The organism is Georgenia sp. TF02-10 (assembly GCF_022759505.1).
Lineage (GTDB): Bacteria > Actinomycetota > Actinomycetes > Actinomycetales > Actinomycetaceae > TF02-10.
In genome coordinates this window covers 1,008,050-1,032,037 of sequence record NZ_CP094289.1, presented here as the reverse complement: position 1 = coordinate 1,032,037, position 23,988 = coordinate 1,008,050, and the positions used below count along the sequence as shown (strand labels likewise).

21 protein-coding genes are annotated in these 23,988 nt (G+C 74.5%); 6 read left to right on the top strand and 15 right to left on the bottom strand.

Annotated elements, in window-relative coordinates; all coding sequences use genetic code 11:
- Positions 1–23: 23 nt before the first annotated feature.
- The 3 genes from MF406_RS04635 to MF406_RS04625 are packed head-to-tail and all read right to left on the bottom strand — an operon-like array spanning position 24 to position 3,053.
- The gene (locus tag MF406_RS04635; protein ID WP_242896821.1) at positions 24–830 is read right to left on the bottom strand and encodes a carbohydrate ABC transporter permease; all 807 of its coding nucleotides are present in this window, start codon (positions 828–830) and stop codon (positions 24–26) included.
- A 7-nt stretch (positions 831–837) separates the two neighbouring features.
- Positions 838–1,785: a carbohydrate ABC transporter permease gene (locus MF406_RS04630; protein ID WP_242896820.1), complete on the bottom strand. Its 948-nt coding sequence runs from the start codon at positions 1,783–1,785 to the stop codon at positions 838–840.
- Positions 1,782–3,053, bottom strand: a complete 1,272-nt coding sequence (locus MF406_RS04625; protein WP_242896819.1) for an ABC transporter substrate-binding protein — start codon at positions 3,051–3,053, stop codon at positions 1,782–1,784. Before MF406_RS04625 ends, MF406_RS04630 begins: the two co-directional genes overlap by 4 nt.
- 266 nt (positions 3,054–3,319) lie before the next feature.
- On the opposite strand from MF406_RS04625, the gene MF406_RS04620 reads away from it, so the two are divergent.
- Complete coding sequence (locus MF406_RS04620) at positions 3,320–4,426, top strand: LacI family DNA-binding transcriptional regulator (RefSeq protein ID WP_371744596.1); 1,107 nt, start codon at positions 3,320–3,322, stop codon at positions 4,424–4,426.
- Positions 4,427–4,676: 250 nt separating this feature from the next.
- Positions 4,677–7,220, top strand: a complete 2,544-nt coding sequence (locus MF406_RS04615) for an excinuclease ABC subunit UvrA (RefSeq protein WP_242896817.1) — start codon at positions 4,677–4,679, stop codon at positions 7,218–7,220.
- A gap of 135 nt (positions 7,221–7,355) precedes the next feature.
- On the opposite strand, the gene MF406_RS04610 is transcribed toward MF406_RS04615, so the two are convergent.
- The 10 genes from MF406_RS04610 to metG all read right to left on the bottom strand — a co-directional run bounded on the left by MF406_RS04610 (position 7,356) and on the right by metG (position 17,458).
- A complete protein-coding gene (locus MF406_RS04610; RefSeq protein WP_242896816.1) occupies positions 7,356–8,372 on the bottom strand; it encodes a 4-(cytidine 5'-diphospho)-2-C-methyl-D-erythritol kinase in 1,017 nt (338 codons plus the stop codon).
- Positions 8,369–9,361, bottom strand: a complete 993-nt coding sequence (gene rsmA / locus MF406_RS04605; protein ID WP_242896815.1) for a 16S rRNA (adenine(1518)-N(6)/adenine(1519)-N(6))-dimethyltransferase RsmA — start codon at positions 9,359–9,361, stop codon at positions 8,369–8,371. Before rsmA ends, MF406_RS04610 begins: the two co-directional genes overlap by 4 nt.
- Before the next feature lie 194 nt (positions 9,362–9,555).
- Positions 9,556–10,905 (bottom strand): resuscitation-promoting factor, encoded by a 1,350-nt coding sequence (locus tag MF406_RS04600; RefSeq protein WP_242896814.1) that lies wholly within the window; start codon positions 10,903–10,905, stop codon positions 9,556–9,558.
- Between the two features lie 239 nt (positions 10,906–11,144).
- Positions 11,145–12,278 (bottom strand): G5 domain-containing protein, encoded by a 1,134-nt coding sequence (locus MF406_RS04595; protein ID WP_242896813.1) that lies wholly within the window; start codon positions 12,276–12,278, stop codon positions 11,145–11,147.
- A 168-nt stretch (positions 12,279–12,446) separates the two neighbouring features.
- Positions 12,447–13,106, bottom strand: a complete 660-nt coding sequence (locus MF406_RS04590) for an alpha/beta fold hydrolase (protein WP_242896812.1) — start codon at positions 13,104–13,106, stop codon at positions 12,447–12,449.
- Positions 13,106–13,672 carry a pyridoxamine 5'-phosphate oxidase family protein gene (locus MF406_RS04585; protein ID WP_242896811.1) on the bottom strand — a complete coding sequence of 189 codons (567 nt, stop codon included), beginning with the start codon at positions 13,670–13,672 and terminating at the stop codon, positions 13,106–13,108. The genes MF406_RS04590 and MF406_RS04585 overlap by 1 nt, the downstream gene beginning before the upstream one ends.
- Positions 13,669–14,130, bottom strand: a complete 462-nt coding sequence (locus MF406_RS04580) for an SRPBCC domain-containing protein (protein WP_242896810.1) — start codon at positions 14,128–14,130, stop codon at positions 13,669–13,671. The genes MF406_RS04585 and MF406_RS04580 overlap by 4 nt, the downstream gene beginning before the upstream one ends.
- The gene (locus tag MF406_RS04575; RefSeq protein WP_242896809.1) at positions 14,123–14,479 is read right to left on the bottom strand and encodes a helix-turn-helix transcriptional regulator; all 357 of its coding nucleotides are present in this window, start codon (positions 14,477–14,479) and stop codon (positions 14,123–14,125) included. The genes MF406_RS04580 and MF406_RS04575 overlap by 8 nt, the downstream gene beginning before the upstream one ends.
- A gap of 237 nt (positions 14,480–14,716) precedes the next feature.
- Positions 14,717–15,655: a TatD family hydrolase gene (locus tag MF406_RS04570; protein ID WP_242896808.1), complete on the bottom strand. Its 939-nt coding sequence runs from the start codon at positions 15,653–15,655 to the stop codon at positions 14,717–14,719.
- Positions 15,656–17,458 (bottom strand): methionine--tRNA ligase, encoded by a 1,803-nt coding sequence (gene metG / locus MF406_RS04565; protein ID WP_242896807.1) that lies wholly within the window; start codon positions 17,456–17,458, stop codon positions 15,656–15,658. It lies immediately after the preceding gene.
- Between the two features lie 182 nt (positions 17,459–17,640).
- Here metG and MF406_RS04560 point away from each other — a divergent pair, with 182 nt between their 5' ends.
- Positions 17,641–18,234 carry an isochorismatase family protein gene (locus tag MF406_RS04560; protein ID WP_242896806.1) on the top strand — a complete coding sequence of 198 codons (594 nt, stop codon included), beginning with the start codon at positions 17,641–17,643 and terminating at the stop codon, positions 18,232–18,234.
- A gap of 39 nt (positions 18,235–18,273) precedes the next feature.
- On the opposite strand, the gene rsmI is transcribed toward MF406_RS04560, so the two are convergent.
- The gene (rsmI, locus tag MF406_RS04555; RefSeq protein WP_242896805.1) at positions 18,274–19,107 is read right to left on the bottom strand and encodes a 16S rRNA (cytidine(1402)-2'-O)-methyltransferase; all 834 of its coding nucleotides are present in this window, start codon (positions 19,105–19,107) and stop codon (positions 18,274–18,276) included.
- Between the two features lie 399 nt (positions 19,108–19,506).
- On the opposite strand from rsmI, the gene MF406_RS04550 reads away from it, so the two are divergent.
- Together MF406_RS04550 and MF406_RS04545 are read left to right on the top strand one after the other, a co-directional pair.
- Entirely contained in the window at positions 19,507–21,492 is a 1,986-nt protein-coding gene (locus MF406_RS04550; RefSeq protein ID WP_242896804.1) for a dolichyl-phosphate-mannose--protein mannosyltransferase, read from the top strand.
- Between the two features lie 33 nt (positions 21,493–21,525).
- Entirely contained in the window at positions 21,526–22,335 is an 810-nt protein-coding gene (locus tag MF406_RS04545) for an SDR family oxidoreductase (protein ID WP_242896803.1), read from the top strand.
- A 33-nt stretch (positions 22,336–22,368) separates the two neighbouring features.
- Here the strand turns inward: MF406_RS04545 and MF406_RS04540 are convergent, their stop codons facing one another.
- Positions 22,369–22,926: a TetR/AcrR family transcriptional regulator gene (locus tag MF406_RS04540; protein WP_242896802.1), complete on the bottom strand. Its 558-nt coding sequence runs from the start codon at positions 22,924–22,926 to the stop codon at positions 22,369–22,371.
- A gap of 54 nt (positions 22,927–22,980) precedes the next feature.
- Between MF406_RS04540 and MF406_RS04535 the strand changes: the two genes are divergently transcribed.
- A complete protein-coding gene (locus MF406_RS04535) occupies positions 22,981–23,988 on the top strand; it encodes an alpha/beta fold hydrolase (RefSeq protein ID WP_242896801.1) in 1,008 nt (335 codons plus the stop codon).

Genomic DNA, 23,988 nt, shown 5'->3' with positions numbered 1-23,988 from the left:
GTCGGGTGATGGTGGGTGGGCGGTCAGATACGTGTGCTGAGGGTGCTGGCGAACACGCGCTGGAAGGCGAGGAAGACGATCACGGTGGGCAGCGACACCAGGAGCGCGCCGGCGAGGATGACCGGAGGTCCGACGGTCCCGTAGGTGCTCTGCAGGCCGGCCAGGGCGGCCATCACGGGTCGGACACCCTCCCCGTAGCTGAGCGTGATGCCGAACAGGAGCTCGTTCCACACCCAGACGAACTGGAAGATGAAGGCCGCGGCGAGTGCGGAGCGCGACAGCGGGAGATAGAACCGGCCGAAGACGGTCCACCACCCGGCACCGTCCAGCTGGGCGGCCTCGGCGATCTCGCGGGGCAGCGTGATCATGTGGTTGCGGACGATGAAGAAGGAGAACGGGATGCAGGTGGCGATGTAGATCAGGTACAGGCCGAGGTGGGTGTTGTAGAGCCCCGTGTCGGCGTATCCGGTGAACAGCGGCCGCAGGAAGGCCTGGGCGGGGAAGAGCGAGCCGGCGTAGATCAGCCAGAACCAGAACACCTTGCCGCGGCCCGGCACCACGGTCAGGACGAAACCAGCCAGGGCGGCGACGAGGACGGCCAGGACGCCGGCGACGACGGCGTACAAGAGGCTGTGCAGCATGGCCGGACCGAGGTTGGCGGCGTCCATCGCGGCCGCCATGTTCTCCAGGAGAGCAGTTCCCCGGGGGAACCACGCGACGGTGCCGTCGTAGTCGTCCGTGGCGGTGAAGCTGTTGACGAGGATCAGGTAGGTGGGGGCGAGCCACAGCAGGGCGATGACGACGATCGCGACCGAGCGAAGCTTGTTCATGTCGACCTCAGGAGGTTCGAAGCTGGCGGCGGAGGTAGCCGACGGACACGGCGACCACGACGACGGTGAGGATCACGGCGATCGCTGCGCCCGAGCCGGGCCGCTGGAGGACGAAGCTCTGCCAGTACATGCTCACGGCGAGCGTCTCGGTCGCCCGGCCGGGACCTCCGTTGGTGAGCACCCAGATGAGGTCGAAGGACTTGAGTCCGTTGGCCAGACTGATGCCCATCACGACGGCGGTCGTCGCGCGCAGCTGCGGGAAGACGATGTAGAAGAAGCGGCGCACCCCGGCGACGCCGTCGAGGGCGGCGGCCTCGATGGTCTCGCGCGGCACGCCCTGCAGGCCGACCAGGTACAGGATCACGGCCACCCCGGTCGCCTGCCAGGAGTTGGCGACGATCAGCATGATCGTGTTCGCGGGCCACTCGAGGAGCCAGGCATGGGCCAGCGAGCCGAGGCCGAGCCCTTCCAGGAGGCCGTTCAGGGCGCCGTCGTCGCGGAGGATGAAGTTCCAGATCACCGCCACGGCCGTGCCCGAGAGCGCGTAGGGCATGACGATCGCCAGCCGCGCGTACTTCCCCCACGAGACGCTGTTGGTCAGGGCGGCGATGGCGAGCCCGAGCCCGACGGGGATCGCCACGGTGCCGATGAGCCAGAAGAAGGTGTTCACCAGTGAGCGCACGATCACCGGGTCGGTGATGATGCGGGCGTAGCTGCCCCATCCGTTGAAGTGGGGGTCGACGAGGCTGTCGTCGAAGAAGCTCCGCCAGACGGTCATGACGAACGGCGCCAGGCTGAGGACCATCACGAGGACTGCCGCGGGGGCCAGGAAGGCGATCCTCGTGGTCAACGGCGCCGGGGCCCGGCCGGGGTGGCTGGCGAGGCGGGTTCTCCTGGCGGGCTGCCGCGGCAGGTCCTGGCGGCCGGGACCCCGGCGTGTGGTGGTCGCGGTCACGAGGTCACCTCCCGCCAGTAGGACCACTCGGTCTCGGCCCGACGCTGCAGCGACTCCAGGACGCCGCGGGGGTCGGTGGGCGAGGCCATGAACCCGCCGAGGTCCTGGGTGGTGCCCACGACGAGCGGCGGCGGGCTGTTCTCCCAGTAGCGGTTGAGGACGCGGACCTGCTCGTCCCTGACCTGCTTCTGGATGCGCCGGCTGACGGGGTCGGACCAGGGCACCTCCTGGTTCGCGGAGCTTCCGTTGAGGAAGTCCGACCACGGCTGCTGCACCTCGGGGGCGAGCCAGTTGCTCATCGCCTCCCGGGCCGCGTCCAGCCGGGTGGATCCCGCGGGCACGACGAGCCCGGCCACCTCGGTGACGACCGACAGGCCCTGGCCGTGCACGCTGGGGAGGATGAAGGCGTCGTAGCCGCCGTCGCCGCTCAGCCCGGCGAGCTCGAGGCTCTGGGTGCTCCAGCTCACGGGGGTGGGCTGCATCCCGATCCGCCGCTGCTGCAGCATGGCCGGGAAGTCGTCGGAGAGGGCGTCCGAGCTGGTGTGGTACCCCCGGTCGATCATCTCCTGCCAGAGCTTCATCATGTCGCGGGGCGCGGCGTCGAGGAATGACGCCTCGCCCGTGCACGCCGCCTGGTACCAGTCCGGGTCGAATGCGGCCGCGAGCATGCTGAACCAGTTCGCCACCGGCCAGATGTTGACCTGCGTGGTGCCGATGGGGGTGACGCCGGCGCGCTTCAGCGTCTCGCACACGCCCATGAACTCGTCCCACGTGGTGGGCGGCTCGAGCTCCAGCTCTGCCCAGAGAGCGGTGTTGTAGAACATCACGTAGAAGCCCTGGATCAGCGGCAGGCCGTAGACGTGACCGTCGTAGGTGAACTCTCGCCGTAACGCGTCGTCGAGCCAGCCGTTGGCCACCGACGTTTTCCAGGCGCCGTCCAGCGTGGCGAGCGTCCCCGTCCGCGCCAGGTCTTGCGTCCGGTAGCCGCTGCCCCACTTGACCAGGTCGGGCGGGTTCCGCGTCTCCAGCAGGGACCGCATCACCTGTTCGTAGGAGGTGGCATTGGGGATGGTCTGGGGATCGAGGGACCAGCCCGTCCGCGCGGCCAGCGCCTTTCCTGCCCGCAGGTAGCCGGGCTCCCAGGAGGCGGCGTCGTTGAAGAAGCTCAAGGATCGTGAAACCTGCTGCGGCTGATTCGGAGAGCAGCCCGCAAGCACCGCGCTCAGGCCCATCAGCCCGGCGGCGGTCAGAAAGCTGCGTCGTCGCATGCATCTCTCCTTGCTGTGCCAGAGGGGCGGTGCCTGTCCGGGACCGGCATGGTCCGTGGTGACACCGTTGTCCAACGTAGGGGTGGGCAGAGAGCGGCCAACACGTCCGATACGCCAGATCTCGGCTGCAGGGCCTCGCGTCCTGCCCGTCATCCCTGGTCAGAGACCATGACAACGGTGTCAGAAGACCGTCAGGAAGACCGCGACGACGGACGCTCTGGACACCGCCTCCGCCACTCCTACCGCCTGCGCACTCCGCCACGCCGGTGTGCCGGAACCCCGCGCCGAACCAACCGCCATCCCACGGCCGTTACAGTGACCGCGGCCTCCGGGGTCGGGACTTCGATGCGCACCCCGGGGAAGTTCAGCGGCCGTCATCGGGGAGTGTTGTGAGTCGACCGAGGCCGACCATCCGGGAGGTCGCGGATCATGCCGGAGTCGCCATCAAGACTGTGTCCCGCGTCATCAACGAGGAGCGTTACGTCGCCGACACGACGCGGGCACGCGTCCAGGCGTCCATCGCGGCACTCGGGTACCGGCCGAACGCTGCGGCGCAAGGCTTGCGCCGGGCGACCAGTCGGTCCATCGCGCTCGTCTGCCCAGACATCTCCGAACCGTTCGCCGCCCAGCTCGCCCGCGCCGTCGAGCAGGCCGTTGGCGACCGCTCCACGGTGATCGTCGGCTCTACCCTTGGCGATCCCCGTCGCGAACGAGAGCTGCTGGATTCCCTCATCGCGCGTCAGGTCGACGGGGTCATCCTCGCCCCCACCGAGAAGGTCCAGCGCCACCTCGCGCGTCGCCTGGGGCGCACCGTCGTCGTCTGCATCGACCGTCCCGCCAAGGGTCTCGACAGCGACGTCGTTCTCTCCGACAACGCCGGAGGTATGGCCGCGGCGGTCGACTACCTGGTGGAGCGCGGCCACCGATGCATCGCCTACTTCGGCGACGAAGCGGCGCTGTTCACCCAGCGGGAGCGGCTCGGAGGGTTCAGAGCCGCCCTGCGTCGGCACGGGATCGAACCCGACCCGGCCCTGGTCTACCAGCACACCCCGGACCGCGACCGGCTTGCCCGGCAGCTGCGCTACGTCGCCCAGATGCCGTCCGCGCCGACCGGCATCGTGTCCGCCAACTCGCTCACCACGATCGAGATGCTCCGGGGCGGGCTACGGCCGGCACCAGGGGCCTTCGTCGCCTTCGACGATTTCCTCCTCGCTGACGTCGTGGGCGGGATCACGATCGTCGCCCAGGACACCCATGCACTCGGGGTCGAGGCTGCCGAGACGCTGCTGCGGCGGGTCCAGAGCGACGCCGCGCCGTTCAAGACGGTACGTATCGGTACGCGGCTCCTCGACTACTCGTCGGTCCCTCGGTGACCGCTGCCCGGACGATGTGCTCGCCCCCGACCGCCTCGGGCCCGCGTCCCGGGCCACCTGCTGGCGGCACGGGCCTCGGCGACCGACCCAGGTGCGGGCCGAGGAGGGCCAGCGTCGCGGCAGCCGGTCCCGTCGCACGGACGGCCACCGCACGCACCGCACGCTGCCCCGCTCCCGGCACGGCGTCGCCGGTCGGCGCGGTCGGCGGTAGCGTCGGCGGGTCGAGGCCTTCCACAGACGAGGCGGCTGCATGAGCACCTCCCCCGGCCGGCGGGCGCCGGAAGCGATCCAGGTGCGCGGGGCGCGCGTGCACAACCTCAAGAACGTCGACGTCGACGTGCCGCTGAACGAGCTCGTCGCCGTCGCGGGGGTGTCCGGGTCTGGGAAGTCCTCGCTGGCCCTCGGCGTGCTCTACGCCGAGGGGTCCCGCCGGTACCTGGAAGCCCTGTCCACCTACACCCGGCGCCGGCTCACCCAGGCCCGCCGGGCCGCCGTCGACAGCGTCGAGCACGTCCCCGCCGCCCTCGCGCTGCGGCAGCGGCCCGGGATCCCCGGGGTGCGGTCCACGTTCGGGACCTCGACGGAGCTGCTCAACAGCCTGCGGCTGATCTACTCCCGGCTCGGGCACCACCAGTGCCCGAACGGGCACCGGCTGGCCCCGACGATGGACGTCGCCCTGGACGTGCCGCTGACCTGCCCGGTCTGCGGCGCCGTGTTCGGGCCGCCGAGCGCCGAGTCCTTCGCGTTCAACAGCGAGGGTGCCTGCCCGCGCTGCCAGGGCACCGGGACCGTCCGCGACGTCGACCAACGCTCCCTCGTGCCCGACGAGAGCCTGAGCATCGAGGAGGGAGCGGTCGCCCCGTGGCGGATGTTCGGGCTGGCCGCCAACGCGCAGGTGGTCGCGACGATGGGGGTGCGCACGGACGTGCCCTTCGCCAAGCTCACCGCGGCCGAGCGCGACACCGTCTTCCACGGCCCCACCGAGCAGCGCCAGATCCTCTACCCGGCCAAGAACGGGAACCTGTTCGACCTGAAGGTCACCTACCGCAACGCCACCCGGGCGGTGGAGGAAGCGCTGAAGAAGGCCGACACCGAGAAGGGCCTGAACCGGATCGAGCGGTTCCTGAGCGTGCAGACCTGCCCCGTCTGCCACGGCAGCCGGCTCAGCCCCCGGGCGCGCTCCACCCTGGTGCAGGGCATCGACCTCGCCGACGCCACCCGGAAGACCCTGGACGAGGTCACCTCCTGGGTACAGACGATCCCGCCGACGATGCCCGCGCCGATGGTGCCGATGGCCGAGAGCATCGTGACCCAGATGGTCGAGACCGCGCAGATGCTCCGCAGGCTCGGCCTGGGCTACCTCACCCTGGACCGCGCCTCCGCCACGCTCTCGACCGGCGAACGCCAGCGCGTCCAGCTCTCCCGCGCCGTCCGCAACCGCACCACCGGCGTCCTCTACGTCATGGACGAGCCCTCCATCGGGCTGCACCCCTCCAACATCGACGGGCTCCTCGACGTGGTCCGCAACCTGCTGAACGACGGGAACTCCGTGGTGATCGTCGACCACGACGTCCAGCTGCTGCGCGCCTCGGACTGGCTGATCGAGATCGGGCCCGGGTCGGGTGCCGAGGGCGGGCAGATCCTCGCCGCCAGCCCGCTGCCCGCGCTGGGTCAGAACCCGCGCTCGCGGATCGCCGGGTTCATCGACGGCACCCAGGACACTCGCGTGCGCGCCACCGCCGGCCAGCAGGACATGTTCGCCCGCGGCGGCATCCACCTGCGCACCACGCCCCTGCACACCGTGCACGCCCTGGACCTGACCATCCCCAAGGGCCGGCTGGTGGCGGTCACCGGCGTCTCCGGGTCCGGGAAGACCACCCTGGTGCTCGAGAGCCTGGTGCCCGCCCTGGCCGCCCAGGCGAAGGGCGCCCAGCTCCCCGCGCACGTCGCCGAGCTCGGCGCGGCCGGCGTGGAGCGGGTCAGCGTCGTCGACGCGTCCCCCATCGGGATCAACGTCCGCTCCACCGTCGCGACCTACAGCGGCGTCCTGGACGACCTGCGCCGCGCCTACGCCGCAACCCCGGAGGCCAAGCGGCGCGGCCTGCGGGCCGGGGACTTCTCCTACAACACCGGCAGCCTGCGCTGCCCGGAGTGCGACGGCACCGGCCAGATCTCCCTGGACGTGCAGTTCCTGCCCGACGTCGACATCGTCTGCCCCCGGTGCGGCGGCACCCGGTACTCCCCCGAGGCCGACCAGGTCCGGCGCCGGCCGCGGCACGCCGCCGAGACCGACAGCGGCCTCTCGCTGCCCGAGCTGCTGGCGATGACCGTCGACCAGGCCCTCGGCCACGTGCCGGACCTGAAGAAGGTCCGGACCCGGCTGCAGCTGCTCGCCGACCTCGGCCTGTCCTACCTGACCCTCGGCGAAGCGACGCCGGCCCTGTCCGGCGGCGAGGCGCAGCGGCTGAAGCTGTCCTCGGACCTCGAGCGCGACCAGCACGACACCGTCTTCGTCCTCGACGAACCGTCCGTCGGGCTGCACCCCCTGGACGTCCAGGTGCTGCTGCACGTGCTGCAGCGCCTGGTAGACAACGGCGCGACCGTCGTCGTCATTGAGCACGACCTCGACATGATCAGCAACGCCGACTACCTCATCGACCTCGGGCCGGGCGGCGGCACCGCTGGCGGCCGCATCGTCGCCGCCGGCACCCCGGCCGAGGTCGCCGGTAACCCGGCCAGCATCACCGGCCGCTACCTCACCGCACCGGTCGGAACCGGCGGCCGGTCGGCCTGAGCGGCGCGGGAGTCAGGGGCCGCAGCGGCACCGGGGGTCCCGGGCCTGACCGGCACGGGGTTCCGGCCCGTCCGGCACGGAACACGGGGCGTGACGGCCACCGGTCCCGGGCCCATCGCCGTGGCACGACGACGGTCAGGGCTGGCCGCGGACGTGCTCGAGCACCCGGGCCCCGGGCGCCGGCCCGGTGACAGTGAGCACCTCGGCGGCGACGTCGGCGGCGCGCACCACCCCGGCGACGCTCTCCGCGTGCGGGCCGTCCAGCGCGAGGGCGGCCACGGTGGGCCCGGAGCCGGAGACGACGGCGCCCAGCGCCCCGGCCCGCTCGCAGGCGGCCAGCACGTCCCCGAGCTCGGGCCGCAGGTCCACCGCGGCGTCCTGGAGGTCGTTGACCAGGTGGCGGGCGACCGCGAGCGGGTCGCCGGAGAGCAGGGTGGTGAGCAGGGCGTCGTCGACGGCGGGGGCGGGGGCGTCGTCGACGGCGGGAGCAGGGGCGGGCGCGGGGGCAGGGGTGACGGCGGGGGCCACGGACCGGCCGCCGTCGCCCCGATCGGCGGCCCGGCCACCGGCGGAGTACCCGTGCTGCTCGTCGAAGGCGCGGAACACCTCGGGCGTGGACAGCCCCTCGGCCTGCACGGCGAGCACCCAGTGGTAGGTGCCGCGGACCAGGACGGGGCTGAGCACGTCCCCCCGGCCGGTGCCCAGGGCGGTGGCCCCGGTGAGCGCGAAGGGCACGTCGGCGCCGAGGTCGGCGGCGAGCTCGGCGAGCTCCTCCCGCGCCAGGCCGGCGCCCCAGAGCTGGTCGCAGGCGAGCAGGGTGGCGGCGGCGTCGGCGGACCCGCCCGCCATCCCCCCGGCCACCGGCACCCGCTTGGTGAGCGTGAGGTGCACCCCGGCGTCGACGCCGACGGTCCGGGCGAGCAGCTCCGCGGCCCGGACGGCCAGGTTGGTGCCGTCGGTGGGCAGGTCCGTGCCGCGGCCGCGGATCTCCAGGCTGATGCCGTCCGCCGGGCGCGCCACGACGTCCTCGCCGAGCGAGACGGCCTGGAAGACCGTGACGAGGGGGTGGTAGCCGTCCGGCCCGGGCGGCCCCACCCGGAGGGCGAGGTTGATCTTGCCGGGCGCCCGCACCTGCACCTCGGTGGCCGTCATGGCGCCAGGGTGCCAGAGGCGGGGTCAGCCGGGCCGGCCGGCACGTGCCGGTCCACCTCGGCAGGGTCGGCCACGTCCGCCGTCTCCACGTCTGCCGTCCCGGCCCGGCCCGCCGCACCCGCCGGCCGGTGCGCGGCGATGCGGGCGAAGTCGGCGACCGTCAGCCGCTCGCCGCGCAGCCCGGGATCCACCCCGGCCGCCCGCAGCGCGGCCTCGGCGGCGGCGGGCGAGCCGGCCCAGGGAGCCAGGGCGGACCGGAGGGTCTTGCGGCGCTGGGCGAAGGCGGCGTCGACGACGGCGAACACCTCGGCCCGGGCGGCGGGGGTGGCCGGGGGGCGGCGGCGGGTCAGCCGTACCAGCGCGGAGTCCACGCCCGGGACCGGCCAGAAGACGGTGCGCGAGACGGCGCCGGCGCGGGCGGCGTCGGCGTACCAGGCGGCCTTGACCGAGGGGACGCCGTAGGTGCGCGAGCCGGGCGGGGCGGCGAGCCGGTCGGCGACCTCGGCCTGGACCATGACGAGGACGTCGGTGACCGACGGCAGCGCCTCGAGCAGGCGCAGCAGGACGGGGACGGCGACGTTGTAGGGCAGGTTGGCCACGAGCTTGGTCGGCGGCGGCCCGGGCAGGTCCTGCGGGCCGGCGATGGTGAGGGCGTCGGCGTGGACGACGGCGAGCCGGTGGGCCGCCCGGGGCTGGCGGGCCGCGACGGTGGCCGGCAGGGCGCTGGCGAGCACCGGGTCGATCTCGACGGCGGTCACCCGCGCGCCGGTCTCGAGCAGGGCGAGGGTGAGAGACCCGAGGCCGGGGCCGACCTCGAGGACGACGTCGTCGGCGGCGACGGCGGCCGCGCGGGTGATGCGGCGGACCGTGCCGGCGTCGTGGACGAAGTTCTGCCCGAGGGTCTTGGTGGGCCGGATCCCGAGCGTGGCGGCGATGCGGCGGACGTCGGCGGCGCCGAGCAGGCCGGGCGCGGCGGGGTCCGAGGTCACGCCCGGCAGCCTACGTGCCCGGGCGGGCGGGCCCGCGGCGGGCCGGACGTGGGCGAGACGCGGTCGGGCGCCGGCCGCCACCAGTGGTGGCGACCGGCGCCCGGAGTGTCGGCGCGGGGCCGGATGGTCGGTGCGGGCGACGGTCGGCGCGGGCCGAGGGCCAGCCCGGCCGGGCGGTCAGCGCAGACCGGCGGTCAGCGCAGCCCGAGCTTGGCGGAGCAGGCCGGCCACTGGCCCCAGCCGGACCGGGCCTGGAGGGCCTGGGCGCGCTGGGTCTGCTCGGCCGGGGAGGCCTGGGACGGCAGGCCCGACCCGCCGACCGACTGCCAGGTGCCCACGGAGAACTGGTAGAGCCCGTGATAGGCGCCGCTGGCGGAGACGGCGGCCGGGTTGCCGCCCGACTCGCACTGGGCCAGCGCCGCCCAGACGCCACCGCCCGCCGCGCTGGCGGCCGGGGCCGGGGCGGGGGCGGGCGCCGGGGCCGCTGCCGGAGCGGGCGCCTCGGCAGCGGGCGCCTCGGCAGCAGGGGCCTCCGCGGCCGGGGCGGCCGCGCGGGTGGCAGAGCCGGAGGCGGCGTCGTCGTCGTCGGACGTCGCCACCGGCGCAGCGGCGGGGGCCGGGGTCGGCGCGGGCCGCTCCTTGGTGCCGACGGCGATGATCCGGTCCGTCGGGGCGGTGGTCACCTCGTCGGAGACCCGGACGGCGTGGGTCTCCTTACCGTCGACCTTGATGGTGCTGAACAGCTCGGTGCGGACGCCGGTCGCGCCCTCCTGCACCACCTCGCGCTCGCCGACGTAGAGCGAGTCGTCCGGGCGCTCGACGGTCTGGAACTCCACCGGGTGCAGGTTGGCGCGCTCGCTGCGGGCGACCCGGGTGACGGTCACCTGGACGGTGCCGTCGTCGGCGGTACCGATCTCCACCCGGTCGGTGCGGGCGGCCTCCACGCCGGCGGCGGCCAGGGCGTCGTTCGCGGTGGCGGTGCCGGTCAGGTCCACCCGCTTGGTGGCGCCGTCGGCCACGACGTCCACCGGCGCGTCGGTCACCAGCGGCAGGTCCAGGGTGGACCGCTCGTGGGAGCGGGAGGCGGCCACGGTGACCTCCCGGCCGGACTCGAAGAAGCTCGTGACGAGCTCGCCCTGGCTCTGCGCGGTGGTCCACACCACCTGCGGCTCGCCGTTGACGTCCACCGTGACCGGGTGCGCGGTGCGCACCACCACGTCCCCGCCGTCGGCGAGGGAGGTGCCCGGGCCGGGGGCGAGCAGGTCGTGCTCGCCGACCTCGATGCCCTCCTGCTCCAGCAGGCCGGCGACCGAGCCGGCGAAGGTGGTCACGGTGCGGGCCTCGCCGTCGATCTCGACGTCGACGCTCTTGTGCGCGTGCGCGGTCACGGCCCCGCCGGCGAGGAGCACGGGGGCCAGGCCGACGCCGAGCCAGCGCAGCCGCCGGCGGCGGGCCGGGGGCGCGGCGTCCGGGGAGCCGGGGAGGTTCGGGTCGGCGGGGGCGGGGGCCGGCCCGGTGGCGGGCGGCTGGGTGGTGGAGGTCACGGCGGTCCTTCGACGCGCGGTCCGGGCACAGCCCACCGGCGGGGCGCCCGTGCGGCGCCGACCAGGAACGGTGGGACTGATCCGGCTGTCAGGGGGCGGGCCAGGCCCGCGGGGTGCCCGGGACACGCCGGGCCGGGCCAAACCGTAACCGATTCGTTATCTCGCCGTCCAGGGTGAGGACGGCCACACGAACCGGCCGGCGACGGCCCCGGCGGGGTGCGTGCCCGGCGCGGGCGGGCTCAGTACCAGTTGTGGCTCTGGGAGTGGCCCCAGGCGCCGCACGGGGTGCCGTAGCGCCCGGCGATGTAGTTCAGGCCCCAGGTGATCTGGGTGACGGGGTTGGTGCGCCAGTCGGCGGCGACCGTGCCCATCTTGCTGCCCGGCAGCGCCTGCGGGATGCCGTAGGCGCCCGAGCTGGCGTTCTCCGCCCGGTGGTCCCAGTTGGACTCCTTGGTCCACAGCCGGTCCAGGCACTGGAACTGGTCGGCGCCCCAGCCGCGGGCGGCGGCGAGCTCGGCGCCGATGGCCCGGACGTCGCCGCTGGCGGCCTGGGCGGTGGGCCCGGCCGCGGCGGCGCCGTCGCCGGCCGCCCCGGCAGCGCTGGCGGCGGCCGGGGCCTGGGCCGGCTCGGGCTCCTTCGTGCCGACCCGCACCACCTCGTCCACCTTGGCGCTGGCCATCACGGAGGTCAGCAGGGTCCGGGAGACCTCCTTGCCGTCCACCGTGCGCACCTCGTAGGTGTCGGTCGTGACGCCGTCGACGCCGGCGGTCACCACCTGCCGCTCACCCGCCGGGAGCGTGGCGTCCGGCTGCTCCACGGTGGTGAACTTCTCCACCGTCTCCTCGGTGACGTGCTCGACGGCGCCGCGGCCGACCTGCACCGTCTCGCCCGCGGGGACGGGCTCGGCGAGCGGGGCGGAGACGACGTCGTCCGCGGCCAGCCGCACGCCCGCCTCGGCGAGGGCCTCGCCCAGGGAGGCGGCGGTGGTGGTCACGTCCCGGGTCTGCCCGTCGACGACCAGCGCGAAGGTGCGGGCGCCGTCGGCCTCCAGCGCCTGCCGGCCGGCGAGCTGGGAGCGGGAGGCGGTCTCGCCGGCGCGCAGGGCGAGGGTGCCGCTCTCGACGGCGGCCAGCGCGGGCTCGGTGCCGGGGCCGCCGGCCTGGGTGAGGGTAAAGGCGCCGGTGCCGGCGACGACGGCGCCGAGCACGCCCACCCGCACGGTGCGGACGACGCCGCGGGGCAGGGCGCGGTGCGGGGCGGCGGCGGGGGCGCCCTGGGCCTGCTGCCGCAGGGCGCGGCGGCTGCCGGGGGCGGGGTCGCCGGCGGGACGGGCGGCGGGCACGGCGGTGCGCGCCGCGGTGTGTCGAGCCAAGGGTCAGTCCTGTCTTGGAGGGGAGACGGAGCCAGGGGTGACCGTAACCGATCTGTTATCGGACTGGGAAGTTGTGCCCCGGGGTGGGGATGGTCACGCCACTCGTTCCACGGCGGTGTCGACGAAGCGGCCGTTGGACAGTTCTGAGCCTCGTAGCCAGACCCAGGCTCAGGCCCTGCCCACGAGGTCCAGCCAGCCGGCCACTGCGCCGGGCTGGGACAGCGCGATCGCGTGGCCGCCGGGCACGACGACCGGCTCGATGCCCAGGCGCGTGCGGCAGAGCCGCTGCTGGAAGGCGGCGGGGAAGAACCGGTCCTCGGCGCCGACGAGCGCGTGGATCGGGACGCGCGGCCAGGTGTCGAAGGTGCAGGCCGACGCGAAGGCCGCTGCGCTCTGGTCGCGCTGGCGGTCGTGCATCGCGCGGACGACGCTCGGCGGCAGGTCGTGGGTGAAGTCCTCGGCCGCGTCGTGCTCGCCCCTGGCGGCGGCCTGCGCCTCGGCGTGCCCGGTGGCCGACCACCACTGCCCCGGCGTCTCGCCCGGGAGCGGGATCATCCCGTTGACGAAGGCCAGCGCCCGGACCGGGAGACGAGGGGCGACCATGGCGGCCGTGAAGGCGCCCAGCGACTGGGCCACCAGGACGACCTCGCGGAGCCCCTCGGCCGCCCGGACTGCGACATCGGCGTACTCCCGCAGGCCGGCATCCTCCTGCCCGGCCGGGAGGTCCACCGCGACCGCGGTGTGCCCGCGACCCTCCAGCCGGGCGACGACGAGGTGCCAGTACCACGGGTCGCCGCCGGCCCCGGGGAGCAGCAGGAGCTCCGCCATCAGGAGCCTCGCCTGTCGAACTCCTCTGCCGAGACACCGCCGGGCAGGCGCGCGACGAAGTCGAGCACCCCGACCCAGGTCGGGCGCAGCCCGATGCGGGCCATCCGGACGCCGGGGTTGTCGACGGCTGCCACGTTGGCCTCGCCCTGCTCCGGGCCGGCGTAGCGCAGGTGGGCCTGCCGGTACTCCGGGACGATCCCGTCGACCTCGTCGACGGTCGCCCGCCCGCGCAGCAGCAGCACCCGCGGCGGAGTGGTCGGGGCGTCGATGGTCACGGCGATGTCTGGCCGTGCGCGGATCGCGTGGATCTTCGCTGCGCCGGCGAAGGTGCACAGCACGAGCTCCTCGCCCGTCCAGTGGAAGAGCATCGGGAAGACGCGGGGGGTGGCGTCCTTGGCGACATAGGCCACCCGGGCCAGCTCGGTCGAGCCGAGCAGCTCTTGCGCGGTCCGGCTCTGCAGGAGGCGGACGTCGCCCTGGGGGAGGTCGCTGGCGCCGGCCTGCGCGAGGTTGCTGGCGCTGGGCTGGGGAAGGTCGCTGGCGGTGCTCTGCTCCTCGGTGCTCATGCCGGCTCCCCCAGCAGCGCGGCGAGCCGGCCGAACGACGATTCCCATCCCTCGCGCAGCGACCCGTTCTCCGGGGAGGTGCGGAGGTCGGTCACTGCAAAGGTCATCTCGGTCCCCTCCTCGACGGGCTGCAGGGTCACCGTGATCCGGGCCGTGGCCTCGGCGGTCCCGGTCGTCATGACCAGGCGGCTGGGCCTGAGCACCTCGACGTAGGCGAACTCGACCGGGTACTCCTCCCCGGTGTCCTGGGAGACCATCGTGAGCGTCCACGAGCCACCTGGCCGAACGTCCATCGCGAGCCGGTCGACGGGGGTCACCAGCCCGACGGGACCGAACCAGGCGGCCACCTGCTCGGGCCGGGTCCAGGCATCGAAGACGTCCTCGACCGGGGCGGTGAAGCGCCGGGTGATCGTGAAGTCGCCCCTCGCGGTCGGGCGACTGACGGCGGGACTAGGCATGGGGCTCCTCCTGGTGGGGTCGGGGCGGTGCGTCCTGGAGGTGGTCGGACAACCGGTCGAAGCTGCTCTCCCAGAACTGCCGGTACTGATCGAGCCACTCCGAGGCCGCCTGCAGGCGCTCGCCACGGAGCTCGCACGGCCGCCACTGCGCCTGGCGGCCCCGGCTGATGAGGCCCGCCTGCTCCAGGATCTGCAGGTGCCGCGAGACGCTCTGCTGGGTCATCGCGAGCGGTGCTGCCAGCTCCTTCAGCGTGGCGGGCCGGCGGCTGAGGCGCTCGAGCACCTGGCGGCGGGTGGGGTCGGCGAGAGCCGCGAAGGTTCGGCTCAGCTCTTCCTGTGCGACCGGCATTGCGTTCACGTCCTCAACTGATCAACTGACTGGCTTAATACAAGCAGGACGAGCGTCCCTTGTCAAGGAGGGGCTGGTGGGCTGCCGGGGCGTGACGCCACCCACGGAGTGCGGGGGCGTTGACGACACCGCGCGGGAGCAACGACGACGCCCGGCGGGAGCAGCGGGGTGCGGGCCCGAGCAGTGGGACGAGCGGCGCGCCCCGCCCGCCGGACGGGGATGCGCCCCCGACGCGGCCTACCAGGTGCCGTAGACGGCGTCGGTGGTGGCGGTCAGCAGCGCGCAGGTCTCGGCGACGTCCCGGCCCAGCTCGGCGGCGATGCGCCGGACGGTCAGCGGCATGACGTACGGGGCGTTGGGGTGGCCCCGGAACGGCGCCGGGGTGAGGTAGGGCGCGTCGGTCTCGACGAGCACGAGCTCGGGCGGCAGCGCCCGCAGCGCGGCCCGTAGGGTCTCGTTCGCGCCGAAGGTGACCGGCCCGGCGAAGGAGGCGTACCAGCCGTGCTCGGCCAGGACCGCGGCGAGCTCGGCGTCCCCGGAGAAGCAGTGGAAGACGGTCCGCTCCGGGGCGCCGTCGGCCAGCAGGGTGGCGACGACGTCGGCGTGGGCGTCCCGGTCGTGGATCTGCAGCGGCTTGCCGAGCTCCTTGGCCAGGGCGATGTGGGCCCGGAAGGCGGCCCGCTGGTGGACCCTGCCCTGCGGGCCGGTGCGGTAGTAGTCCAGGCCGCTCTCCCCCACCGCGACCACCCGCTCGTCCCTAGCGAGCGCGGCGACCCGGGCGAAGGCGTCGTCGAAGGAGAGCGTGTGGTGCGGGCGCACGGCCGGCTCCAGCCCGTCCGGGCCGACCTCGCGCACCCCGCCGTGCAGCGGGGCCTCGTTGGGGTGGATGCCCAGCGCCGCGGCGATCGGCGGGTGGGCGCGGGCCAGGGCGAGCGTGCCGGCCAGGTTCGGGACGTCGCACCCGACGGTGAGCACCCGGGCCACCCCGGCGGCGGCGGCGCGGGTCAGCTGCTCCGCCGTGGTGAGCGGGGCCTCCCCGGGCGGCAGGGCGACGTCGTCGTCCACCGCGGGGTCACCGTCGTCGCCCAGGACCGGCAGGTGGGTGTGGTTGTCGACGACCGTGCCCGGCAGCGGCTCCGGCGCCTCCGGCCACCCGCGCCGGCGGTGCTTCGCCACTCAGGCGTCCCCGCGCAGCCGGGCGAGCTCGGACTCGACCACGTCCTCGTCGAGCTTGGTGAACACCGGCGTCGGCCGGCCCACCGGCGTGCCCGGCGCGACCGGCCGCGGCCCCCACCCCGGGTAGCCGCCCGCGCCGTGGTGGTAGCTGCCGGTGATGATCGGGTACGGGTCGCCGCCGTCGAGGTCGGCCACCTCCTCGATCCGCGGCAGCGGCGCGACCCGGCCGGGGCCACCGAGGACCCGGTCGACGGCGTTGGCCGAGTGCGGCAGGAACGGGCTGAGCATGACGTTGAGGTCGGTGACGGCCTGGGCGAGGGTGTGCAGGACGGTCGCCAGGCGCTCGCGCTGCTCGGGGGCCTTGAGCTTGAACGGCTCGGTGCGGGTGACGTAGGTGTTGGCCTCGCCGACCAGGCGCATCGCCTCGGCGAGGGCGGCCCGCTGGCGGTGCTGGCCGATGAGCCCGCCGACGGCGCCGAACCCGTCCCGGACCGCCGCCAGCAGGGCGGTGTCGAGGTCCTCGAGCGGGCCCGGGGCCGGGATCTGCCCAAAGGTCTTGGCGATCATCGACGCCGTCCGGTTGACCAGGTTGCCCCACCCGGCGACGAGCTCGCCGTTGGTGCGCCGGACGAACTCCGCCCAGGTGAAGTCGGCGTCCTGGTTCTCCGGTCCGGCGGCGGAGATGAAGTAGCGCAGCGCGTCGGGCTGGTAGCGCTGCAGGACGTCCCGGACGTAGATGACGACGCCGCGCGAGGAGGAGAACTGCCGGCCCTCCATGGTGAGGAACTCGCTGGAGACGACCTCGGTGGGCAGGTTCAGCGTGCCGTAGGTGCCGGGCCGGCCGCCGCGCTCGCCCTGGCCGTTGTACCCGAGCAGCTCGGCCGGCCAGATCTGGGAGTGGAAGACGATGTTGTCCTTGCCCATGAAGTAGTAGGACAGCGCCTCGCCGTCGTTCCACCACCGCCGCCACGCCTCGCCGTCGCCGGTGCGCCGGGCCCACTCGATCGAGGCGGACAGGTAGCCGACGACGGCGTCGAACCACACGTACAGCCGCTTGGTCGGCTGGTCCTCCCAGCCGGGCACCGGGATGCCCCAGTCGATGTCCCGGGTCATCGCCCGCGGCCGGATCTCCTGGAGGATGTGCTGGGAGAACTTGATGACGTTGGGCCGCCAGGTGCCCGCGGCCGCGCGCTCGTCCAGCCATGCCCCCAGCGCGCCGGCGAGCGCGGGCAGGTCCAGGAAGTACTGGGTGGTCTGGACGAACTCCGGGGTCTCCCCGTTGATCTTGCTGCGCGGGTCGATCAGGTCGGTGGGGTCGAGCTGGTTGCCGCAGTTGTCGCACTGGTCCCCGCGCGCCTCGGGGTAGCCGCAGATCGGGCAGGTGCCCTCGATGTACCGGTCGGGGAGGGTGCGTCCGGTCGAGGGGCTGATCGCGGACTCGGTGGTCCGCTCGACCATGTACCCGTTGTCCCGGACGGTGCGGAACATCTCCTGCACGACGGCGTAGTGGTTGCGCGTCGTCGTCCGGGTGAACAGGTCGTAGCTCAGCCCGAGGGCGGCGAGGTCCTCGACGATGACCCGGTTGTTCCGGTCCGCGAGCTCCTTGGCGCTGACGCCGGCGGCGTCGGCGGCGACGAGGATCGGGGTGCCGTGCTCGTCGGTGCCGGAGACCATCAGGACCTCGTGCCCGGCCATCCGCATGTAGCGGGAGAAGACGTCGGAGGGCACGCCGAAGCCGGCGACGTGGCCGATGTGCCGCGGCCCGTTGGCGTACGGCCAGGCTACGGCGGAGAGGATGCGCATCCGGCTAGCCTAGTTGCGGCTCCGGGGCGGGCCCGGGGGCGGCGGCCGGGCCGGGCCTGGGTGCCGGCGGCCGGGCCGGCCCCGGTCGTCGGAGCCGGCGGCGACGGCGGCGTCGACGGCGACGGCGGCGTGGATGGCACCGAGGGCGCCAGGAGCCAGCCGAGTGGAGGACAATGCTGCCCATGAGCACCCGTGCCCTGCTCCTCGTGGACCTCCAGCCCACCTTTTGCGAGGGCGGCGCCCTGCCGACCGTCGGTGCCGACGCCGTCGCCCGCAAGGCCGCCCGCTACGCGGCCGAGCACCGCTCGGACTACGCCGCGGTGGTGACGACCCAGGACTGGCACATCGACCCGGGCGACCACTTCTCCGACACCCCCGACTTCGTCGACTCCTGGCCCCCGCACGGCGTGGCCGGGACCGCGGAGGCCGAGCTCCACCCGGCGCTGGCCGGGCAGACCTTCGACGCCTCGGTCAAGAAGGGCCAGTACGCGGCCGCCTACTCCGGGTTCGAGGGGGTCGACGAGGACGGCCGCCCGCTCGCCAACATCCTGCGCGAGCGGGGCATCGATGCCGTCGACGTCGTCGGGCTGGTGGAGTCCCACTGCGTGAAGGAGACCGCGCTGGACGCCCAGCGCCTGGGCCTGCGAACCCGGGTCCTCACCGACCTCACCATCCCGGTGAGCCCGGAGCTGGGCGCGCAGGCCCGCGCCGAGATGTCCGCCGCCGGGGTCGAGCTGGCCGAGTCAGTGAGCCCCGGGGCCGGCCGGGCCGGCTAGGCCTCGGCTCGGCCGGAGCTAGGGCCAGCCAGGCCGAAGCTAGGCCCGCCGGTCCAGCGCCGCCTGGTACAGCTCGCGCTTGCTCAGCCCGGTCCGGGCGGCGACGTCCCCGGCGGCGTCCTTGAGGCGGGCGCCGGCGTCGACGAGGTCGAGCACCTCCTCGAGGTGATCGGCGACGCTCGGCGCCACGGCCGGCGCACCAGCGACGACGACGGTGATCTCGCCCCGGACGCCGTCGTCGGCCCACGTGGCGAGCGCGCCGAGACCGTCGCGGCGGACCTCCTCGTAGGTCTTGGTCAGCTCCCGGCACACCGCCGCCGGCCGGTCCGGGCCGAAGGTGGCCGCCATGTCGGTGAGCGTGGCGGCGAGGCGGTGGGGGGCCTCGAAGAAGATCATCGTCCGCGGCTCGGCGGCGAGAGCAGCGAGCGCGCGGCTGCGCTCCCCGGGTCGGCGGGGCAGGAACCCCTCGAAGCAGAACCGGTCGGTGGCCAGGCCGGAGATCGCCAGCGCGGTGAGCACCGCGGACGGCCCGGGCACCACGCTCACCCGGACGCCGGCGGCGGTGGCCGCCCGCACCAGCCGGTACCCCGGATCGGAGACCGAGGGCATGCCGGCGTCGGAGACGACGAGGACCCGGGCGCCGCCGGCCGCCGCGTCGACGATCTCCGGGGCCCGCGTCTGCTCGTTGTGCTCGTGCAGGCTGACCAGGCGGCCGGTGACGGTGACGCCGAGGCGGGCGGCCAGGGCCCGGAGGCGCCGGGTGTCCTCGGCCGCCACGACGTCGGCCTCGGCCAGGGCGGTGCGCAGCCGGGGTGGCGCGTCGGCGACGTCCCCGATGGGGGTGGCGGCGAGGAGGATGACGCCCGGGACCATCGGCGAAGGGCCAGCCTGGGGCTGGGCGTCGGCTGGCGGACCATCGCCCGGCTGCCCGCCTCGTTCTGCAGGCTGCACATCCTCGGTCACAAGTGCCAGTCTCCCCCACGCGGTCGGCGGGTGGGCTGAGCCGCTCCTGCGCCAGAAGTAACACAAACTCGGGTGGGCCGTGACCGGACGTGGCGGAAATCCGCCGTTGTGGCAGCTGCCCCGACCGAGATTGTGTTACTTCTTGCACACTGCTGCCGTCGTGCGGCGGTCACGAGCAGACGAGAGCCGGTCGGTTGACCCGAGAAGCCGGTCAGTCGGCGGGCAGCGGCCCGCCTCGTCCGGTTGCAGGCCAGCCGGGCAGCGTGGCAGCAGCCCGACCGGCCCAGGTGGCCCACCTAGACTCCGCGGGTGAGCACGTCCCGGTCCGCGCCCACCGGCGACCGGCAGCCGGCCGGCGCCGGCGAGGGGCGCGCCCCGGGCGATGAGGTCTTCGTCGGCGAGGAGCCCGCCGCCAGCGAAGGGACCTGTGCCCGCCAGGAGCCCGCCACCAACGACCAGCCGCCCACCGAGGCCGAGCTCCGCACCCGCCTCGGCCTGCCCGCCCGGCCCGGCCGGCCCGACCCGGCGGCCCGGCTATGGGGGTGGCTCGGGCCGCTGGCGGTGACGGTGCTCGCGGCGGTCCTGCGGCTCGTGCAGCTGAACCACCCCGGCCGCCTCGTCTTCGACGAGACCTACTACGTCAAGCAGGCGTACTCCCTGCTCACCCTGGGCTACGAGGGCGAGTGGGCCGAGGACAGCGACGCCGCCTTCGCCGCCGGGGACGACTCCGGCCTGTCCACCACCGCCGACTACGTCGTCCACCCGGCGGTCGGCAAGTGGATGATCGCCATCGGGTTGCGCCTGTTCGGGGCGGACAACGGGCTGGGCTGGCGGTTCTCCGCGGCGGTCGTCGGCGCCCTGTCGGTGCTCCTGCTGGCCCGGGTGGCCACCCGGTTGTTCGGCTCGGCGCTGCTGGGCACCACCGCCGGTCTGCTGCTCGCCGTCGACGGGGTGCACCTGACCGAGTCGCGCACCGCGCTGCTGGACGTCTTCCTCAGCTTCTGGGTGCTGGTCGGCTTCTGGTGCGTGCTGCACGACCGCTCCGCCACCCGCGCGGTGCTGGCGCGCCGCGCCGCCGCCACGGCCCGCGCCCCCGGCGCGCCCCACCCGTGGGGGCCGCGCACCGGTCCCCGCTGGTGGCTGGTCGCGGCCGGCGTCGCCCTGGGCCTGGCCTGCGGGGTGAAGTGGTCCGGGATCTACGCCGTCGCCGTCTTCGGCCTGCTCGTCCTGGGCTGGGACCTCGCCGCCCGCCGGGCGGTGGGGGCGCGGCTGTGGGTGGGCGGCGGCATCTTCCGCGGCGGGCTGCCGGCCTTCGTCGCGCTCGTCCCGACGGCGGCGCTCACCTACGTCCTGACCTGGGCCTCGTGGTTCGCCCACCCGGCCGCCTACCGCCGACAGTGGGCGTCGGACCTGCGCGCGGCGGGGCACGAGGTGCCCCGCGACTGGCTGCCCGACGCGCTGAACTCCTGGTGGGAGTACCACCTGACGATGTGGCAGTTCCACAACAACCTCGACGCCGACCACCCCTACCAGGCGAACCCGGCCGGCTGGCTGCTGCAGCTGCGCCCGACCTCCTTCTACTGGCCCGACCCCGCGCCGCCGCCCAGCGCGTGCGGGGCGGACAAGTGCGTCCAGGCGATCCTGTCCGTGGGCAACCCGGTGCTCTGGTGGGCCGCCGCGGTGGCCCTGCTGGCGCTGGTGTACCTCGCGGTGCGCCGCCGGGACTGGCGGGCCTGGGCGGTGCTGGCCGGGTACGCCGCGATGTACCTGCCCTGGCTGGGCTACACGCACCGGACGATCTTCACCTTCTACACGGTGGCGGTCGTGCCGTACGTGGTGCTCTGCCTGACGTTCGTGCTCGGCTGGGCGGCGGGGGTCGTCCGGCCACCGGTGCAGGGAACGCGGACAACGGCGCGCGGCCAGGCGGACGACTTGGCCGCAGCTGCGGTCCCGCCCAGTGGCGGCGGCACGGATGTCCGCTCCGACGCCGCCGGCGGCGAGGACGTTCCGCCGGCCGATGGTCGCGCGGCCCCGCAGGGCGGAGCCGAGGTCTCGCCGGCGATGACCGGTGCCTCCGCCGAAGCGGCACCCCCGGCCCGCCCCGGCTGGCGCGGTCGGGCCCAGTTCCTGGTCTCCGACGACGGCGACGTCCGGCTCGGCAAGCGCGCCTGGCTGCTCGGCGCAGTCGTCCTCGCGGCGCTCGCCGCCGCGGCGTTCTTCTGGCCGGTGTGGACGGGTGAGACGATCAGCTACGACGCCTGGCGGTGGCGCATGTGGCTGCCGTCCTGGATCTGACCGGGGCGGCAGATGACGGAGGAGCCTGTGCCGATGACCGTGCGCGGCGCCCGGGTGCTGGTCACCGGGGCGAGCCGCGGCCTGGGCCGGCTGTTCACCGAGCGCGCCGCCCGCGAGGGCGCCGCCGAGGTGCTGCTGTGGGGCCGCGACGCGGCGGCGCTCGCCGAGGTGCGCGGCCACCTCCCTGGCCCGACGGCGGCGCGCACCGCCGTCGTCGACCTCGCCGACAGCGCCGCGCTGGACGCCGCCGCGGCCGAGGTGCTCGCCGGCGGCCCGCCGGACGTCGTCGTGAACAACGCCGGGACCATCACCGGCAACACCTACTTCTGGGAGACCGACCCGGACGACGCCGCCCGCACGCTCGAGGTCAACACGCTCGCACCGATGCGGCTGCTCGCGCGGCTGCTGCCGGCGATGCTGGTGCCGGACCGGCCGCGGCGGATCCTCAACGTCGCCTCGGCGGCCGGGCTCCTGCCGAACCCGCGGATGTCGGTGTACGCGGCGTCGAAGGCGGCGACGTACAGCTGGTCGGACACCCTGCGGATGGAGCTCGCCCAGGCGGGGCACGCCCACCTCCGGGTGACGACCGCCCTGCCGTCCTTCATCGACACCGGGATGTTCGCTGGCGCCGGCGGGGTGCGGCTGAGCCCGACGCTGGCCCCGGAGCGGGTGGTGGACCAGGCGTGGCGGGCGATGCTCGCCGGCCGAGCGCAGGTGGTGGCCCCGCCGTCGGTGCACCTGGCGCGGGCGCTGCGCGGGCTGCTGCCGCCGCCCGCGTGGGACGCCCTCGCCCGGGCCATGGGGATCAGCCGGTCGATGGAGGGCTTCACCGGCCGTGGCTGACGCCCGTCGCTCGACCGGGCCGGGGCCCGGGCGCTACCCCGCCGGCGGCCCGAGCCGGGCCCGCACGACGGTCTCGAGCACGGGCCGCGGGTCGCTCGGGTCGTGTCGGGCGATGCGGTGCAGCAGCAGCCCCTCGAAGCAGGCGACGACGGCCGCGGCTGCGGTGACCGGCTCGGTGGCGCCGAGGGCGGCCATCGCGACGACGACAGAACCGATCATGGCCTCCCGGGGCGCCGAGACCGTCGCGCGGAGCGCGGGGTCGTGGCTCGCCTCCATGAACAGGACCAGGCGCGCCGTGGTCTGGGTGCGGCGCGGGCCGGTCAGGAGGTCGAGGAGGTCGCACAGGCTGTCGACGAGCTCCTCCGGCGACGCGGGCGGGGCGAACGCGGTGCCGACGGGCGGCCGCTCGAGCTCGACGATCCGGTCAACCACGCCGGTTACGAGGGCGAGGCGGGTGCGGAAGTAGTTCGACGTCGACCCCCTCGGCAGGTCCGCCTGCTCGTCGACTCGGGCGTGCGTGAGGGCGCGGAGGCCGCCGGTGCCGAGGAGCTCGATCGCGGCATCGAGGACGCGGGCTTTCGTCAGGGTCACGTCGGTAACTATATCCCTAGTGCCACATCACTATAGAAGTAGTACCGTCGCGGCATGGTTCCCGACGACGGCACGCCTACCGCAGGCACAGCACCCCACGACGGCGCGACCGGCGCAGGTGCCGAACCCCACGACGGCCCGCCCGGCGCAGGCACAGCACCCGCCGACCTCACCGACCTGCCCGCCGTCGCCGGCGTCGAGGTGGAGCACCGGTTCGTGGACCTCCCCGGGCTGCGGATGCACCTCGCCGAGGCCGGGTCGGGCCAGCCCCTGCTGCTCCTGCACGGCTCCCCGAAGCACTGGTGGCAGTGGGCCCCGGTGATCCCCGGGCTCGCCCGGCACTACCGGGTCATCTGCCCGGACATGCGCGGCTGCGGCTGGACCGACGCCCCCGCGGGCGGATACACCCGGGAGCAGCTGCTCGCCGACACCGTCGCCCTGCTCGACGCCGTCGGGGCCGGCACCGTGCTGCTCGCCAGCACGGACATGGGCTCGATCACCGGGTACGCGCTGTGCTGGGAGCACCCCGACCGGGTCGAGCGGCACGTCGCGATCGGCGTCCCGCCGTTCTTCATCCGGATGGATGCCCGGCTGCTCCCCCGCTTCCGGCACCTGTGGCACCAGGAGGCGCTCGCCGTCCCCGGGCTCGGCCCGGCGCTGGCGGGCGGCGGCAAGCAGCGGGTGATCCGGCACATGCTCGCCGGCCCAGGCCTCGACCCGGCGGCCGTGGCCGCGACGGCGGAGGTGTACCTGGCTCCCCTCCGGCAGCCCGACCGCGCCCGGGCGAAATCCGCGATGCTCCGCCGCCTCGTCCTGCCCGAGGTCGGCCGGATCGTCCGGGGCACCTACCGCGGCAGGCGGCTGCGCACGCCGACCCTCGTGCTGGCCGGGACGGTGGACCCAGTCTTCTCGCCCGACGTCGTGCGGGGCCTGCTCGCGGACGCGGCGGAGCACGCCGACCACGTCGAGCTGGCCGCCGTCGAGGGCGCGGGGCACTACCTCGTCGAGTCCGCGCCGGCGGCGACGCTCGACCTGATACTGCGGTTCTTCTCGGCCGCCTAG

Excerpts from the sequence above, each read along its gene's own strand:
- MF406_RS04585 (WP_242896811.1), bottom strand. The coding sequence starts at position 13,672 with ATGAGCACCGAGGAGCAGAGCACCGCCAGCGACCTTCCCCAGCCCAGC.
- MF406_RS04615 (WP_242896817.1), top strand. The coding sequence starts at position 4,677 with ATGAGCACCTCCCCCGGCCGGCGGGCGCCGGAAGCGATCCAGGTGCGC.
- MF406_RS04625 (WP_242896819.1), bottom strand. The coding sequence starts at position 3,053 with ATGCGACGACGCAGCTTTCTGACCGCCGCCGGGCTGATGGGCCTGAGC.
- MF406_RS04610 (WP_242896816.1), bottom strand. The coding sequence starts at position 8,372 with ATGACGGCCACCGAGGTGCAGGTGCGGGCGCCCGGCAAGATCAACCTC.
- rsmI (WP_242896805.1), bottom strand. The coding sequence starts at position 19,107 with ATGGTCCCGGGCGTCATCCTCCTCGCCGCCACCCCCATCGGGGACGTC.
- MF406_RS04535 (WP_242896801.1), top strand. The coding sequence starts at position 22,981 with ATGGTTCCCGACGACGGCACGCCTACCGCAGGCACAGCACCCCACGAC.
- MF406_RS04580 (WP_242896810.1), bottom strand. The coding sequence starts at position 14,130 with ATGCCTAGTCCCGCCGTCAGTCGCCCGACCGCGAGGGGCGACTTCACG.
- MF406_RS04560 (WP_242896806.1), top strand. The coding sequence starts at position 17,641 with ATGAGCACCCGTGCCCTGCTCCTCGTGGACCTCCAGCCCACCTTTTGC.
- MF406_RS04545 (WP_242896803.1), top strand. The coding sequence starts at position 21,526 with ATGACCGTGCGCGGCGCCCGGGTGCTGGTCACCGGGGCGAGCCGCGGC.
- metG (WP_242896807.1), bottom strand. The coding sequence starts at position 17,458 with ATGCGCATCCTCTCCGCCGTAGCCTGGCCGTACGCCAACGGGCCGCGG.
- MF406_RS04590 (WP_242896812.1), bottom strand. The coding sequence starts at position 13,106 with ATGGCGGAGCTCCTGCTGCTCCCCGGGGCCGGCGGCGACCCGTGGTAC.
- MF406_RS04635 (WP_242896821.1), bottom strand. The coding sequence starts at position 830 with ATGAACAAGCTTCGCTCGGTCGCGATCGTCGTCATCGCCCTGCTGTGG.
- MF406_RS04575 (WP_242896809.1), bottom strand. The coding sequence starts at position 14,479 with ATGCCGGTCGCACAGGAAGAGCTGAGCCGAACCTTCGCGGCTCTCGCC.